The organism is Burkholderia sp. Bp9031 (genome assembly GCF_003857965.1).
Lineage (GTDB): Bacteria > Pseudomonadota > Gammaproteobacteria > Burkholderiales > Burkholderiaceae > Burkholderia > Burkholderia ambifaria_A.
The window spans coordinates 1-13,927 of the sequence record NZ_QTPW01000053.1 but is presented as its reverse complement, the minus strand read 5'-3'; the positions used below and the strand labels follow the sequence as shown (position 1 = coordinate 13,927).

Here is a 13,927-nt window from a genome sequence, read left to right as displayed (position 1 = left end):
CGCAAAGGCGAGCGGCCGAACATGGCGGCGGGTGCCGACACTGGATTCCGTGTTGCCGAGAAATGTTCGAAGAACAAAAAAAGGCCCTCGCGGGCCTTTCGTCGACGAAGGTGGGGCAGCGCTTACTGCGTCAGCGCCGTAAACCCGTCAAGCAACCGATCGACATCGGCCGCTTGGATTGCGCCCATCGTCGAAATCCGGAACAGCTCCTTCGACAACCCGCCTTGGCCCGCGTAGATTACAAAGCCACGCGCCTTCAGCCCGTCATGCAGCGTCTCGTACGTGACACCTTGCGGCAGCCGATACGCGCGCAGCACGACCGACGACGCGCCTTCCGGCAGCACCAGCGGCATTCCACGCGCGGCGAGGCCGGCCTGTGCCTGATCGGCGAGCGCCTTGTAATGCGCATGCCGCGCACGCCAGCCGCCAGCTTCATCAAACTCACGCAGCGCCTCGACGAGCGCATAGTACGCGTGCACGGAAGGCGTAAACGGCGTATTCCGCTGATCCTGCAGCTTCGCGAGACGGCCGAGATCGAGGTAGTAAGTACGGCTCGCGGCCTTCGCGAGCGCGCTGCGGCGCACGATCACGAACGCCGCGCCCGGCACGCCGTGCAGGCACTTGTTCGCGGTCGCGGCGACCGCGTCGATCACGCCACCGGCAAAGTCGATCGCTTCCGCGCCGAAGCTGCTCACACCATCAACGAGCATCTTCACGCCGCGCGCACGGCACACCTCGGCGATCGCACCGAGATCATTCAACCGGCCCGTCGTCGTTTCGTGATGAATCACCGCGACGTGCGAGTAGCCGCCCGCGTCGAGGCGCGCGGCGATCTGCGCAAGATCGGGCGCCTGCATCCACTCATGCTTCAGCACGTCGTGCGCGATCCCGTACTGCGTCGCGATCTGCGTGATGCGCTCGCCGTACACGCCGTTCTCGATCACGAGCAGCTTGCCGTCCTGCGGCACGAGCGCCGCGATCATGCTTTCGACGGCGGCGGTGCCCGAGCCCGTCATCAGCACGGCGGCCCATTCAGCCGGATCGAGCGCATACGCGGCGACGAGGCGCGCACGCGCTTCATCCTGCAGATCGAAGAATTCGCTTTCGCGATGGCACAGGTCGGGTTGCAGCAAGCTGCGGCGCACGCGTTCGGTCAGCGTGACGGGGCCGGGGTTCAGCAGCAGCATCAATGGGCTCCTTCAACGTGGGCTTCGGCCTGTGCGGCGCCGATATGGCGCATCAGGCGGGTCTTGACCTCGACCGGCGTCACGGTCGGGCGGGGCAGGCCGTCGGGCACGCCCGTGCGGATCGCAACGCGCACGAACTGCGTACCGGATGGCCGGACCCCGTCCGCCTGCGCGGCGAGCGTCGCATCGAGCACGTCGAGCGTGTCGCCTTCGACGGCCGACGCATAGCCGCATGCAGCCGCGACGCCCGCGAACGACACATGCTGCGACACGGTCGCCTGGCCGCCCGTCGATTCGTGCGCGCCGTTGTCGAGCAGCACGTGCGTGAGGTTGGACGGACCGTAGGTGCCGAGCGTCGCGAACACGCCCATGCGCATCAGCGCGGCGCCGTCGCCGTCGACGGCCACCACGCGCAGGTCGGGACGCGCGAGCGCGAGACCCAGCGCGAGCGGCGTCACGCAGCCCATCGAGCCGACCATGTACAGCTGGTTCGGACGATCGTCGATCGCATAGAGTTCGCGGCCGCAGAAGCCGGTCGACGCGAGCACGACGGTCGAGTCGACCGGCGTGTGCGCGATCACGCGCTGCAGCGCGTCGTGGCGCGTCGGCCACGCGGCGGGCAATTCGGCGCGCGCCGACGACTGCGCGGCGACATGCGCGCGCGGCGTCGCCGCCGGGTTCGCCTTCAGTTCATACGGCGCGACGCTGCCTTTCTGCATCACGAGCGCGTACGGGCGGCCCGTCGCGTCCATGTGCGCGATCGCGCGGTCGAGTGCCGGGCCGACCTGTTCGGGGTCGGTCGGGAACGTCTCCCACGGGATCTCCATCGTGTCGAGCATCGCGGGCGTGATCGGGCCCATCAGCGCGTGCTGCGGCTCGTCGGCGACGCCCGGCTGGCCGCGCCACGTGACGATCAGCAGCTGCGGCAGCCGGAACGTCCAGGTCAGCGACGTGAGCGGGCTCACCGCGTTGCCGAGCCCCGAGTTCTGCATCATCGCAATGCCGCGCTTGCCGCCGAGCGTCGCGCCCGCGATCAGCGCGACCGCGTCGCCTTCGTTCGCGGCCGACACGTAATTCAGTGTTGGGTCCTGCAGCACGTAATTGATGAACGGCGTCAGGTACGAGCAGGGCACGCCCGCGTACCAGTCGAAACCGCGCTCGCGCGCGGCCTCGACGAACTGGGCCGCTTCGATCATTGCGCGCCCCCGTTGCCGGCACCCGGTTCGGACAGCGGCGTCTGGCCGTGCGCGAAGTCGCCCGCGCGGCGGAAGTCTTCGAGATCGTTGACGCCGCGCCAGTGGCCGTGCACGTACTGCACCTCGATCTTCTCGCCGGCGGCGATCAGTTCGTTGAGCAGCGACGGGATGTCGAGCGTGTCGAAGTCGGGACGCGCCTGCAGCGTGGCGAGCATCGCTTTCAGGCGGTCGACGCCTGCGCCGCGCACGTTCAGCAGACCGATCCAGCGGCCGTGCGGCGTGCCCGCGGCGACGTCGCTCGACACGCGTTGCAGATAGGTTTTCTGGCCGAACAGGCCGCGATCGTCGGCGGCCGAGCAGAGCGCGAAATCGCGCACGCTCTGGTTGGTTTCCGTGAGCGACGAATCGACCACCACGCTGAACTCGGCCTCGCTCTCCGCGAGGTCGCGCACGATGTAGCTGCGGAACAGCAGGTCGCCGTACGAGATCACAGTGTCGCCGGTCAGGCGTTCGGCCGCGCACGCGAGCGATGCGAGCTCGCCCGTCTGTGCATGGCGCTCGTTGACGACGAGCTTGATGCCCGACGTGTCGATCGCGTCGGCGCGATAGCCGCCGACCACGGTGATGTCGTTCACGCCGTGCGTCTTGAAGCCGTCGACGAGCCAGCGCAGCAGCGGCTTGCCGGCGACCGGCAGCATGACCTTCGGCTTGTCTTCGGTCACGGCCTCGAGGCCCTTGCCGCGGCTCGCGGCGAGCACGATCGCGGCGTTCGACGCGCGCGACGACGACGACAGGTAGATACGCTCGGCCGCCGAGTATTCGTCGGCGTCCTGCAGGCGGAAGATCTCGTTGACCGATGCAACGCGGTCCTCGACGTTGATCAGCGTTTCGCTCTCGTAGATCTCGCGCGCGGTCGCCTGCATCGCGGATGCCGATGCGCGGATCAGGTGATTCGCCCAGATCACGGTGCTGATGCCGGCCTGGCGGAACACGTCGGTCGGCGTGCTGTAGTACTTGGTCGGCACGATCACGAGCGGCGCCTTGCCGCTCCATTCACGCGCGAACTGCAGAATCTCGTCCGGGCGCGACAGCTTGCTGTGGATCAGGATCGCGTCGGCGCCGGCTTCCGCATACGCGTTCGCGCGGCGCAGCGCCTCGTCCATCCCCCAGCCCGCGATCAGCGCCTCGACGCGCGCGACGATCGAGAAGTCGGGATCGCTTTGCGAATCCTTGCCGGCCTTGATCTTGCCGCAGAACTCGTCGATCTCGGCGAGCGGCTGGCGCTCGCCGCCGATGAAGCTGTTGGTCTTCGGGAACTGCTTGTCCTCGATGCACACGCCGGCGATGCCGCGCTGCTCGAGCTTCTTCACCAGGCGGCGCACGTTGTTGAAGTTGCCGTAGCCGGTATCGCCGTCGAGCAGGATCGGCAGGTCGCTCGCGTCAGCCATGAACTCGAGCACGTCGACGACTTGCGTCCAGCTCGCTTCGTTGTTGTCGCGCACGCCGAATTGCGCGGAAATCGCGAGGCCCGAGGCCCAGATCCCCTTGAAGCCCGCTTCGCGGACGATGCGCGCCGACAGGCCGTTGTGCGCTTCCATCAGGAATTCGAGATCGCTGCTGACGAGCATGCGGCGCAGGCGTGCGCTGCGCGATTCGGAGAAGTTGGGTTCGCGTGCGTTCATCGCGCGGCTCCTGCGGTAGTGCGTTGAATCAGGGGGAGAATGTCTTGCGTGGCGCGTGCGACGTCGTTCGGGAAGTCGATCTCGATCCACGGCGAACCGGTGACGTCGGCGACGTCGAACGAGTGGCCGCCTTCGAGCAGCAGGTCGCGCACGGCTTCCTCGTGCGGCATGTTCGCGCGGCCGCTGTCGACGTAGCCCGCGACGATCGTCGCGAGGCGGCGCGCGGTGCCTTCGGTGAAGCGGAAGAAGCCGACCGATTCGCCGATCGTGTCGTAGTCGAGGTCGACCGCGAGCTGCTTGCGCAGCTCGACCGGCACGCCGTTCTTCAGGCACAGCTTGACGGGCTCGTCGCCGGCCTCGAAGTCGCGGTCGATCAGCAGGCGGTCGACCGCCTTGTCGGAATCGGCCACCAGCGCATGCAGGATGTTCTCGTCGTACAGCACGTCGGCGTCCATCAGCAGCACGTCGCCGCCGCGCGTCATCGCATCGGCGACGGTGTGCACGGTCAGCACGCTGCCGAGGTCGTAGCGCTCGTTCAGCACGATCTCGGCGGTGCGGCCGAGGCGCTTCAATTCCTGTTCGACCTTCTCGGACTGGAAGCCGAGCCCGAGCACGATTTCATCGACGCCTGCGGCGTCGAGCACGCGCAGATGGCGCTCGAGCAGCGACACGTCGTCGAAGCGCAGCAGGCACTTCGGGAATTGCGCCTCGGGCGGTTGTTGCAGGCGCAAGCCGAGGCCTGCCGCAAGAATGATGGCTCGCATGGGTTCTCCAACCAAAAAGCCGGCGGATCTGAACGATCAGTCGGCGAGCGGCTGCGGCGCACGGCGCCGCTGCCAGTTTCTTTCACTGAAATGCAGATAGAGCAGGCCGGGCAGGCCGAGCGCGAGTTCGCGCGCGCGCTTCGCGAGCGACAGCGCGAGCGCCGCGTCGGGCGGCAGGCCGACCAGCGGGGCGAGCAGCAGGTAACCGCCTTCCTGTGCGCCGAGCGAGCCCGGGATCGCGAACGCCGCACCGCGAATCGCCTGGCCGACGCTCTCGAGCAGCAGCGCGTCGAGCCAGCTGACCGGGTGCCCGAGGAAGTGCAGCGCGAGCCACACTTCGGCGGTGCCGACGATCCAGCCGACGAGGCTCAATGCGAAGGTCTTCGCGACCTTCGCGCGATCGCGGTACAGCGCGCCGACCGCGTCGTCGATCGCATCCGCGCGGGTCGCGAGCGACGACCAGTCGCGCGGGCCCAGCAGCTTCGACGCGAGACGCATCCCGCGGCCGAACAGCCCGCGCCGCTGTGCCGCGTAGAACGCGACGGCGAGGGCGCCGAGCACGCCGGTGGCGATCAGCGCCGGTGTGCGCAGGTGAGCGACCGAATCGTGCGTCGCATAGAGGCTGAACGTGGCGATGCCGATCAACGCGAACGCCATCTGCGCGAGCGCCTGCATCGTCGTGCTGACGGTGACCGCGGCGGCCGCATCGGCCATTCGCGTGCCGCGCTGCGCGAGGTGGCGCACCATCAGCACCGGGCCGCCGATCTGCCCGGCGGGCAGCAGGCTGTTCACCGATTCGCCGACCCAGCGCGCACGCAGCGCGTTGCCGAGCTCGGCGCCCGGCTGGCCGCGGCGGAACATCACGGAGATCGCCAGCGCGTCGATGACGAGCGGCACGACGTGGAACGCCGCGACGAGCGCGAGGCCCCAGCCGGCCGCGAGGAACGTCGACGCGACCGCGCCGACACCCTGCCACGCGAGCAGGGCGACGAAGAGTGCCGTTCCGAGGGACAGCAGGATCAGGCCGGCGCGTGTCATGACCCGGTCGACCGTCGCGTGGCCAGCTGCTTGAACACCTGGCGGAAACCGAAATACGCGATCGCGTCCTTCATGTTCGAGATGAAGCGTTTCCACGGCCGCATGCCGGGGTTGGTCACGTATTCGAAAGTCAGCGACACGCGCGTCTCGTTCTGGCCGAGCGGCGTGATCCGATGACGCAGCTTGTCGCCGTCGAACAGCACGATGCCGCCGTCGGCGATCTGCACGGAGCCCGGTTCGTCGGGCACGTCCGGATTGCGCGTATGCAGCTCGTAGTCGAGCCGGCACGACGAATCGTCGATCACGCCGATCAGCAGCGTGTAGCGGCGGCCGTCGTAGTACGACGTGTCGTAGTGCCAGCCGATGTGATCGCCCGGCTTCGTGTAGTAGTACAGCGCGTACGCATGCGGATCGTTGTCCGGCGACACCATCAGCTTGTCGCCGGTGATCTTCTCGAGGAAGCCGATCAGCGCCTTCGAGCGGTACAGCTCGGCGATGTACGGCGCCTGCTCGTCGATCGTGTGCCGGCTCACGCTGCCGCCCTGCTTGTGGCCGGGCAGGTAGTTGCGGTTCAGGCCGGCCTGCATCGCGCGGGCGGCGGCCGCGAGCTTCGCGTGCGCATCGGCCGGCAGGAATTCGTCGAGGTACAGGAACGACCCCTGGCGCGTGTAGTCGCCGCACAGGCGGTCGAGGTCGAGACGGCCGACGCGGTCGGCCACGGCGCGATCGGGTTCGGCCGCTGCCGCGCGCGCAGGCGCGGGGCGTGCCGGGCTCAGCACGGAGTCGTCGCGCGTGCTAGGAGTCATTTGGAAGCCTGGATTTCGGTTGAGTTCTGCTGGAGGTTGCCGCGGCGGACGATGCGCCACCAGTCGATCACGACCCATGCGGCGAACAGCGGCGCGCCGATCGACGCCGCGAGCAGGAACGGCTGGACGCCGTCGACGAGCGTCACGATGGGCAGCAGGTAGAGCACGTCTTCCGTCTCGAAGCCGCCGGCGAATGCCTGCTTGGTGCCGGCCTTGCCCGCGATCGACTCGATCCGCATGCGCAGGAAGAAGATCAGCGCGACGGCCGCACCGGCCACCGCGCCGAGCAGCACCGGCGACGCGGCCATCTGGCCGCCTTGGGCGACGATGCCGAGGCCCATGCTGACGAACAGCGCGACCGTCACGAGCGCGTCGGCCGCCAGGTCGTAAAAGTGACCGATCTTGCTCGACTTGCCGCTGATGCGCGCGAGTTCGCCGTCGGTGTGGTCGACGAAGTTCGACAGCACGATCAGGAATGCGCCCGCGTTGCTCCAGCCGAAGCCGCCTTGCGCCAAGCACCAGGCACCGGCGAGGCCGATCAGCAGGCGAAGGGTAGTGAGGTGATTCGGGGTGACCGGCGTGTCGATCAGCGGTCGGACGAGCGCACGCGCCAGCCGCGCATCCCAGGTGCGTGGCAGGGGGGGCTCGGAACGTGTTGCGGTTTTTCTTTGGTCCATCGGCGAAATATATACGGATTTGTAATTTGTTGCTTTTTATTCGACCAATGTCCTGACATGCGGGAGTGTTACCGCGTATTCCGGACCTCGGCCGGTTGCGAACCGGATGCGCGAAGCGGGCGTTCGCGCGCGCGGGCCATACCTGATCCAGTGTGGTTCGCATGGCGCGGCTGTCAAGGGCGAACGGGCCTCGCACGCGGGTCGGCGGCGATTCGCGCGCGCGTTGCCGGGTTGATGTGCATCAGGCACTAAAAGGCGGTGTCGGGCGACAATTGGCCGCGGTGATCGCCGGTCGGCCATTGCATGGGATTCCCTGCGTTCACACGATGAATCCGGAAGGGTATCGGTCGATTGACGTTAAGCCATTCGTAATCCGCGCGCGGCAAATCGGCCATTTGCTTTCGCATGCCTTTCGCGTGCATTCGGAACGGCTCACGCGTCTGTCATAGAACGGCCGTTCGATACCCGGCGCATTCAGTAAGTATCTTTTGCATCCGGCGGACATTTCGCGGCGATGGCCTCTGCGATACTCGGGCCGTGCCCGTGGTGCCGGGCCGCCCCTCGCGGCCCCAAGGGCTTTGCGTCGCTCAGGAGACACCCCCCGCGACGTCAACGACAGACCAAAAGCGTCAGATATATAGCCATGTCTTCTTCACGCATCCTCGCTCCCGCCCTGCGTTCGCTCGTCCGCACTGCCGACGAAGCTGCCGCGCTGATCCGTCCCGGCATGACCGTCGCGATGAGCGGCTTCACCGGCTCGGGCTATCCGAAGGCCGTGCCGGCCGCGCTCGCCGCCCACATCGACGCAGCCCACGCGCGCGGCGAGGACTTCCGGGTCAACGTGCTGACGGGCGCATCGACCGCGCCGGAACTCGACGGCGCGCTCGCCCGCACCAACGGCATCTCGATGCGCCTGCCGTACCAGTCCGACCCGACGCTGCGCGACAAGATCAACAACGGCGAAGTCGACTACCAGGACGTCCACCTGAGCCACGTCGCGCAATACGCATGGTTCGGGCTGTACGGCGACCTCGACGTCGCGATCGTCGAAGTCGCGGGCATCCGCGAGGACGGTCTGCTGATTCCGTCCGCATCGATCGGCAACAACAAGACGTGGCTCGAGCAGGCGAAGCACGTGATCCTCGAAGTCAACTCGCGCCAGCCGCTCGGCCTCGACGGGATGCACGACGTCTACTACGGTACGGCGCTGCCGCCGCACCGCAAGCCGATTCCGCTGACGAAAAGCGACGACCGGATCGGCGAGCCGTACCTGCGCTGCCCGGTCGACAAGATCGTCGCGATCGTCGAGACCGACGCGCCGGACCGCAGCAACGCGTTCTCCGCGCCGGACGCGACGTCGAAGCAGATCGCGCATCAGCTGATCGACTTCCTGCGCCACGAAGTGAAGCGCGGCCGCCTGCCGGAAAACCTGCTGCCGCTGCAGTCGGGCGTCGGCAACATCACGAACGCGGTGCTCGCGGAACTGAGCTCGGCCGGTTTCTCGAACCTGACCGCGTACACCGAAGTGATCCAGGACGGCATGCTCGACCTGCTCGACGACGGTACGCTCAGCTTCGCGTCGGCCACGGCGCTGTCGTTGAGCCCGGCCGCGGTGCAGCGCTTCGCCGACGAGATCGCGACGTTCCGCGAAAAGATCCTGCTGCGCCCGCAGGAGATCAGCAACCATCCGGAACTCGTGCGCCGCCTCGGCTGCATCGCGATGAACGGGATGATCGAGGCCGATATCTACGGCAACGTGAACTCGACGCACGTGATGGGCACGAAGATCCAGAACGGCATCGGCGGCTCGGGCGACTTCGCGCGCAACGGCTACCTGTCGTGCTTCATGTCGGCCAGCACCGCGAAGGGCGGCGCGATCTCGCGGATCGTGCCGATGGCGAGCCACGTCGACCATACCGAGCACGACGTCGCGGTGGTCGTCACCGAGCAGGGGCTCGCCGACCTGCGCGGCCTGTCGCCGAAGCAGCGCGCGCGCAAGATCATCGCGACCTGCGCGCATCCGGACTACCGTCCGATGCTCGAGGACTACTTCGAGCGTGCATCGCGGGAGAGCTTCGGCAAGCACACGCCGCACCTGCTCGCCGAGGCGCTGTCGTGGCACGAGCGCTACGTGCGCACCGGGACGATGAAGGCCTGACGTTGCGGCCCGCGACGCGCGTATGCCCGTCGCATCGTCAATCCATCGCCGCGTGCGCGACGTCGACGCTCGCCGTTTTCTGCGGCGGGCGGATCAGCAGCAACAGCGGGATCATCAGCAGCGTCGCGACGAACATCAGCTTGAAGTCGTTCAGGTACGCGATCATCGCGGCCTGCTGGTTGATCGTGCGGTCGAGCAGCGCGATGTCGAGGTGGCTGCCGGCCAGCGCCTGCACGGCCGGGTCGAACGGCGTGATGTGGGTCGCGAGGTCGGCATGCGCGACCTGCGTGTTGCGGGTCATCAGCGTCTGCACGATCGAGATGCCGATACTGCTGCCGATGTTGCGCATCAGGCTGTAGGTGGCCGTGCCGTCCGCGCGCAGCTCGGGTGCGAGCGTCGAGAACGACAGCGCGCTCAGCGGCACGAACACGAGCCCCAGCCCGAAGCCCTGGATCACCCCGGGCCACACGATGTCCGCCTCGGACAACACGATCGTGTACTGCATCATCTGCCATAGCGCGAGTGCGGAAATCGCCAGTCCGGCGAACAGCAGCGCCCGCGCGTCCACGTATTTCAACAATCGTCCGACGAATAGCATCGCGATCATCGTGCCCGCACCGCTCGGCGCGGTGACGAGGCCCGTCGTCGCGACGGGATAGCCCATCAGGTTCTGCAGCATCGGCGGCAACAGCGCGCGCGTCGCGTACAGCACCGCGCCGACGACGAAGATGAACAGCGTGCCGGTCGCGAAGTTCGGATCGCGCAGCAGCTCCGACTTGAAGAACGACGCCTTGCCGACGGTCGCCGTGTGCACGAGGAAGAAGGCGAAGCTGAGGGCCGCGACCAGCGCCTCGATGCGGATTTCGTACGAGCCGAACCAGTCGAGCTGTTCGCCGCGATCGAGCATTGCCTGGAACGCGCCGATCGCGAGCGCGAGCGTCGCGAAGCCGAACGCGTCGAATTTCACGTGCGGGCGCGGCGCGCGCGCGGGCAGGAAGGTCAGCACGCCGGCCAGCGCGAACGCGCCGATCGGCACGTTGATGAAGAACACCCAGCGCCAGTTGTAGCTGTCGGTGAGCCAGCCGCCGAGTGTCGGGCCGAGGATCGGGCCGACCATCACGCCCATCCCCCAGATCGCCATCGCCTGGCCCTGCTTCTCGCGCGGATTGATGTCGAGCAGGATCGATTGCGACAGCGGCACCAGCGCGGCGCCGAACACGCCCTGCAGCAGCCGCGCGCCGACGATCTGCACGAGCGACTCGGACAGCCCGCACAGCGCGGACGCGATCGTGAAGCCCGCGATCGAGATCGTCAGCAGCCGCTTCATGCTCAGGCGGTCGGACAGCCAGCCGGTCAGTGGCGTCGCGATCGCCGCGGCGACGATGTAGGAGGTCAGCACCCAGGTGATCTCGTCCTGCGACGCGGACAGCGTGCCCTGCATGTGCGGCAGCGCGACGTTCGCGATCGTGCTGTCGAGCGTCTGGATCAGCGTCGCGAGCATGATCGACAGGGTCAACATCGGCCGATTGAGGGTGGGCGGCGAGGCGGGGGTGTCGGCGGCGGGGTTCAAGCGGGCGTCTCCGTGCGGCGGTCGCCGTGGGCGGCGATCCGGTATGGCTCGAATTATAAGCACGCTCATTATATCCGTGCTCATCGCCTGACTCGAGCCGCGGGACATTCGCGGCCTGCCCCTATAATCGCCGCATGGACAAGACTTACGAGAACCGGATCGGCTACCTGATCACCGATGTGGCCCGCCTGCAGGGACGCTTGTTCGACCGGCGCGCGAAGCGCATCGGACTGACGCGCGCGCAAAGCCGCGTGCTCGCGTACCTGACGTGGAAGGGCGAGATGAATCAGGCGCGGCTCGCGGAATGGCTCGAGATCACGCCGATCTCGCTGACGCGGCTGCTCGACCGGATGGAAAGCTGCGGGTGGATCGAACGGGTCGCGAACGACGACGATCGCCGCGCGTTCGTGATCCGGCTGACCGACAAGTCGCGCGACATCTTTCCGCAGATGCTGGAAGTGGGCGACACCGTCACCGACGACGGGCTGCGCGGCTTCACGCGCGACGAGCGCGACACGCTCGTGCGCCTGCTCGGGCGCGTGCGCCACAACCTGATCGACAGCGGCGGCGAATGACCGCGGTGCGCGGCGCTCAATAGCGCAGCGCCGCCAGCCCGAACGCCGCCAGATAGAGCCCCGCCCCGAACACCAGATGCGTGACGATGCTGCGCCGGCGCGCGACGCCCGGCTGCGGCGTGCGCGATGCGGCGACGCCGAACCCGAACGCCGGCTGCATCACGAAGAACGGCGCGGCGACGCTCGCAAAGCCCGCGACGAGCGCGGGCACGAGCGTCGGCGCACCGACCCATTCCGTGCCTGCGATCGCGACGGGCAGCGCCGCGATCGCGATGCCGATCGCGTAATGCGCGATCCAGCCGAACGCTCGTTCGCCCGGCACGGGCGGCGCGGCGACGATCGACGCATGCCGGAACCGGCCGCGCATCATGTGGCCGAGCCAGCGGCCGACCAGCGCGTAGTCGAGCGACGGAATCCCGAATGCCTTGCGCCGCAGCAGCGCCCACAGGTCCATCACGAGCGTCGCACCCGCGCCGATCAGCAGGATGCGCGGCAGGAAGTCGGGTGAGGTCATCGCGCGCCCCCGCGTCGAACGGTTGCGGCGGCCGGGCGTGATGGGAGACGAGTCGGTTGCGGCGGGTTCATGGCGGTCCAGGCTTGTGTCGAAGGAGTCGAGCGGCTATCTTGCAACCTAAAGTTCACTTGAGGTCAAGCATGAGCCGTCTGGACATCGCCGATGTCGCGCGTCGCTCGGGATTGCCCGCGTCGACGCTGCGCTACTACGAGGAAAAGGGATTGATCGTGCCGAACGGCCGTCACGGGCTGCGGCGCCAGTACGACGAGTCGGTGCTGGAGCGCCTTGCGCTGATCGCGCTCGGGCGCGAGGCCGGTTTTTCGCTCGACGATATCCTCGCGATGTTCGGCGCGGACGGCCGGCCGGCGATCGATCGAGCGAAGCTCGACGACAAGGCCGATGAGCTTGACCGTACGATCCGCCGTCTCGGTGCGGTGCGCGATGCGCTGCGGCATGCGGCCGTGTGCCCGGCGCCGAGCCATCTCGAGTGTCCGTCGTTTCGCAAGCTGCTGCGTATCGCGGCGCATCGTCACCCGGCGCGTCGCGGGAAGACGGAAGGCGCATGAGCGGTTCGGCCTGTTGAAAGGTGGCGCCGAGCGTGCCCTGGGACGGGCGGTCGCCGATGCCCCGGGCGCCTCACCCCGCGTAATACACGCGGCACTCCATTTCGCGTCCACGCACGATGCGCTTGCCGACGAGCGAACCGAGCGTTTCGGTGACCACGGTCCGCTGGTGCTCGCATTGCAACGCATCGTAGAAGTAGAGCGCGACCCAGTCCGCGGTGCGGCCGGACTCGTGCGGGCGCGCGGGATACGGGCACAGCGCGGTGAAATGCCAGCCGCCTTTCGTCATGTGCATCACGGGCGGCGACACGCTGACGTCCGCGTTCAGGCGACGTGACACGAGCGTCGGCAGGATGCCGGCGGCGGCCTTGTTGCGGTACAGGCGGTCGATGTAAAGCAGCAGTTCGACAGGCGGTTCGGTGCCGGGGCCGGCATCGCGCGCGTGGCCTTGCCAGCGCCGGCGGCGGCTCAGCACGTCGTCGAGCGCCGCGCGGATGCCGGCTGCGCGACGCGGGCCGACGCCCGCGATCGCTTCGAGCTGGCCGCTGCGGGCCGCGCGTTCGAGATCCTCGAGCGTATCGATGTGCAACTGGTCGTGAATCCGCAGCGCGAGCGCATGACCGATACCCGGCACGGCTTCGAATGCGGACGCGCGTTCCGCGTCGCCGCGCAGCCGATCGAGCAGGCGCCAGCGCCCGGTCACCAGCAGTTCGGCGATTGCCTGCGCGACGCCCGTGCCGACCTCCGGCAGCGCGTCGAGGGCATCGACGCCACCAGCGTCGAACTGCATGCGGATACCGTCGTCGAGCGACTCGATCGTGTCGGCCGACGCGCGGTAGGCGGCAACCCGGTAAGGATTCGCACCCTGGTCCGCAAGCAACTGCGCGGCTTCGCGCAGGCAGGCCGCGATCTGCCGGTTTTCCTCGTGCGTCTGGCTGACGGTCGTCTGCATGGTGCGGGACCCGGGGAAGCGCAAACGGAATGGACAGGGCGCGCAACGCGCCGGTCCACCTTTCATTTCAGCACATTGTTACGGCAAGCGGCGAACAAAACTTGATGTGCGTCAATGGTAAGCGTTGCACATGCGGATCCGGGCCGCGGGGGGGGGGGGGGGGGCGGCCCCCCCCCCCCCCCGGGGGGGGGGGGGGGGGGGGGGGGGGGGGGGGGGGGGGGGGGGGGGGGGGCGGGGGGGGGGGC

General features: G+C 68.0%; 13 protein-coding genes. 3 read left to right on the top strand and 10 right to left on the bottom strand.

What is annotated here, in order from left to right:
• Positions 1–122: 122 nt before the first annotated feature.
• The 7 genes from DIE15_RS35120 to DIE15_RS35090 are packed head-to-tail and all read right to left on the bottom strand — an operon-like array spanning position 123 to position 7,350.
• Positions 123–1,187, bottom strand: coding sequence for a 2-aminoethylphosphonate aminotransferase (locus DIE15_RS35120; RefSeq protein ID WP_124835721.1), 1,065 nt, complete (start codon positions 1,185–1,187; stop codon positions 123–125).
• The gene (gene aepY / locus DIE15_RS35115; protein WP_124835720.1) at positions 1,187–2,383 is read right to left on the bottom strand and encodes a phosphonopyruvate decarboxylase; all 1,197 of its coding nucleotides are present in this window, start codon (positions 2,381–2,383) and stop codon (positions 1,187–1,189) included. The genes DIE15_RS35120 and aepY overlap by 1 nt, the downstream gene beginning before the upstream one ends.
• Positions 2,380–4,065 carry a phosphoenolpyruvate mutase gene (gene aepX, locus DIE15_RS35110; RefSeq protein WP_124835719.1) on the bottom strand — a complete coding sequence of 562 codons (1,686 nt, stop codon included), beginning with the start codon at positions 4,063–4,065 and terminating at the stop codon, positions 2,380–2,382. Before aepX ends, aepY begins: the two co-directional genes overlap by 4 nt.
• Positions 4,062–4,829 (bottom strand): NTP transferase domain-containing protein, encoded by a 768-nt coding sequence (locus tag DIE15_RS35105; protein WP_057930044.1) that lies wholly within the window; start codon positions 4,827–4,829, stop codon positions 4,062–4,064. Before DIE15_RS35105 ends, aepX begins: the two co-directional genes overlap by 4 nt.
• Positions 4,830–4,865: 36 nt before the next feature.
• Entirely contained in the window at positions 4,866–5,867 is a 1,002-nt protein-coding gene (locus tag DIE15_RS35100) for a TIGR00374 family protein (protein WP_057930043.1), read from the bottom strand.
• On the bottom strand, positions 5,864–6,673 hold the full coding sequence (locus tag DIE15_RS35095) for a 2OG-Fe(II) oxygenase (protein WP_124835718.1): 810 nt from the start codon (positions 6,671–6,673) through the stop codon (positions 5,864–5,866). The genes DIE15_RS35100 and DIE15_RS35095 overlap by 4 nt, the downstream gene beginning before the upstream one ends.
• Positions 6,670–7,350 (bottom strand): CDP-alcohol phosphatidyltransferase family protein, encoded by a 681-nt coding sequence (locus DIE15_RS35090; protein WP_057930041.1) that lies wholly within the window; start codon positions 7,348–7,350, stop codon positions 6,670–6,672. Before DIE15_RS35090 ends, DIE15_RS35095 begins: the two co-directional genes overlap by 4 nt.
• A 643-nt stretch (positions 7,351–7,993) precedes the next feature.
• Here DIE15_RS35090 and DIE15_RS35085 point away from each other — a divergent pair.
• A complete protein-coding gene (locus tag DIE15_RS35085; protein WP_057930040.1) occupies positions 7,994–9,508 on the top strand; it encodes an acetyl-CoA hydrolase/transferase family protein in 1,515 nt (504 codons plus the stop codon).
• A 37-nt stretch (positions 9,509–9,545) separates the two neighbouring features.
• Here the strand turns inward: DIE15_RS35085 and DIE15_RS35080 are convergent, their stop codons facing one another.
• The gene (locus DIE15_RS35080) at positions 9,546–11,078 is read right to left on the bottom strand and encodes a DHA2 family efflux MFS transporter permease subunit (protein WP_057930039.1); all 1,533 of its coding nucleotides are present in this window, start codon (positions 11,076–11,078) and stop codon (positions 9,546–9,548) included.
• 134 nt (positions 11,079–11,212) lie between these two features.
• Between DIE15_RS35080 and DIE15_RS35075 the strand changes: the two genes are divergently transcribed.
• Positions 11,213–11,653 carry a MarR family winged helix-turn-helix transcriptional regulator gene (locus tag DIE15_RS35075; protein WP_057930038.1) on the top strand — a complete coding sequence of 147 codons (441 nt, stop codon included), beginning with the start codon at positions 11,213–11,215 and terminating at the stop codon, positions 11,651–11,653.
• A 16-nt stretch (positions 11,654–11,669) separates the two neighbouring features.
• Here DIE15_RS35075 and DIE15_RS35070 read toward each other — a convergent pair whose 3' ends face one another.
• The gene (locus DIE15_RS35070) at positions 11,670–12,167 is read right to left on the bottom strand and encodes a DUF2938 domain-containing protein (protein ID WP_124835717.1); all 498 of its coding nucleotides are present in this window, start codon (positions 12,165–12,167) and stop codon (positions 11,670–11,672) included.
• A gap of 140 nt (positions 12,168–12,307) precedes the next feature.
• On the opposite strand from DIE15_RS35070, the gene DIE15_RS35065 reads away from it, so the two are divergent.
• The gene (locus tag DIE15_RS35065) at positions 12,308–12,733 is read left to right on the top strand and encodes a helix-turn-helix domain-containing protein (protein WP_057930036.1); all 426 of its coding nucleotides are present in this window, start codon (positions 12,308–12,310) and stop codon (positions 12,731–12,733) included.
• A gap of 70 nt (positions 12,734–12,803) precedes the next feature.
• On the opposite strand, the gene DIE15_RS35060 is transcribed toward DIE15_RS35065, so the two are convergent.
• A complete protein-coding gene (locus DIE15_RS35060; protein WP_057930035.1) occupies positions 12,804–13,682 on the bottom strand; it encodes a helix-hairpin-helix domain-containing protein in 879 nt (292 codons plus the stop codon).
• Positions 13,683–13,927: the final 245 nt, after the last annotated feature.

Coding starts and splice junctions, on each gene's coding strand:
- DIE15_RS35100 (WP_057930043.1), bottom strand. CDS start 5,867: ATGACACGCGCCGGCCTGATCCTGCTGTCCCTCGGAACGGCACTCTTC.
- DIE15_RS35060 (WP_057930035.1), bottom strand. CDS start 13,682: ATGCAGACGACCGTCAGCCAGACGCACGAGGAAAACCGGCAGATCGCG.
- aepY (WP_124835720.1), bottom strand. CDS start 2,383: ATGATCGAAGCGGCCCAGTTCGTCGAGGCCGCGCGCGAGCGCGGTTTC.
- DIE15_RS35070 (WP_124835717.1), bottom strand. CDS start 12,167: ATGACCTCACCCGACTTCCTGCCGCGCATCCTGCTGATCGGCGCGGGT.
- DIE15_RS35105 (WP_057930044.1), bottom strand. CDS start 4,829: ATGCGAGCCATCATTCTTGCGGCAGGCCTCGGCTTGCGCCTGCAACAA.
- DIE15_RS35075 (WP_057930038.1), top strand. CDS start 11,213: ATGGACAAGACTTACGAGAACCGGATCGGCTACCTGATCACCGATGTG.
- DIE15_RS35065 (WP_057930036.1), top strand. CDS start 12,308: ATGAGCCGTCTGGACATCGCCGATGTCGCGCGTCGCTCGGGATTGCCC.
- DIE15_RS35090 (WP_057930041.1), bottom strand. CDS start 7,350: ATGGACCAAAGAAAAACCGCAACACGTTCCGAGCCCCCCCTGCCACGC.
- DIE15_RS35095 (WP_124835718.1), bottom strand. CDS start 6,673: ATGACTCCTAGCACGCGCGACGACTCCGTGCTGAGCCCGGCACGCCCC.
- DIE15_RS35120 (WP_124835721.1), bottom strand. CDS start 1,187: ATGCTGCTGCTGAACCCCGGCCCCGTCACGCTGACCGAACGCGTGCGC.
- aepX (WP_124835719.1), bottom strand. CDS start 4,065: ATGAACGCACGCGAACCCAACTTCTCCGAATCGCGCAGCGCACGCCTG.
- DIE15_RS35085 (WP_057930040.1), top strand. CDS start 7,994: ATGTCTTCTTCACGCATCCTCGCTCCCGCCCTGCGTTCGCTCGTCCGC.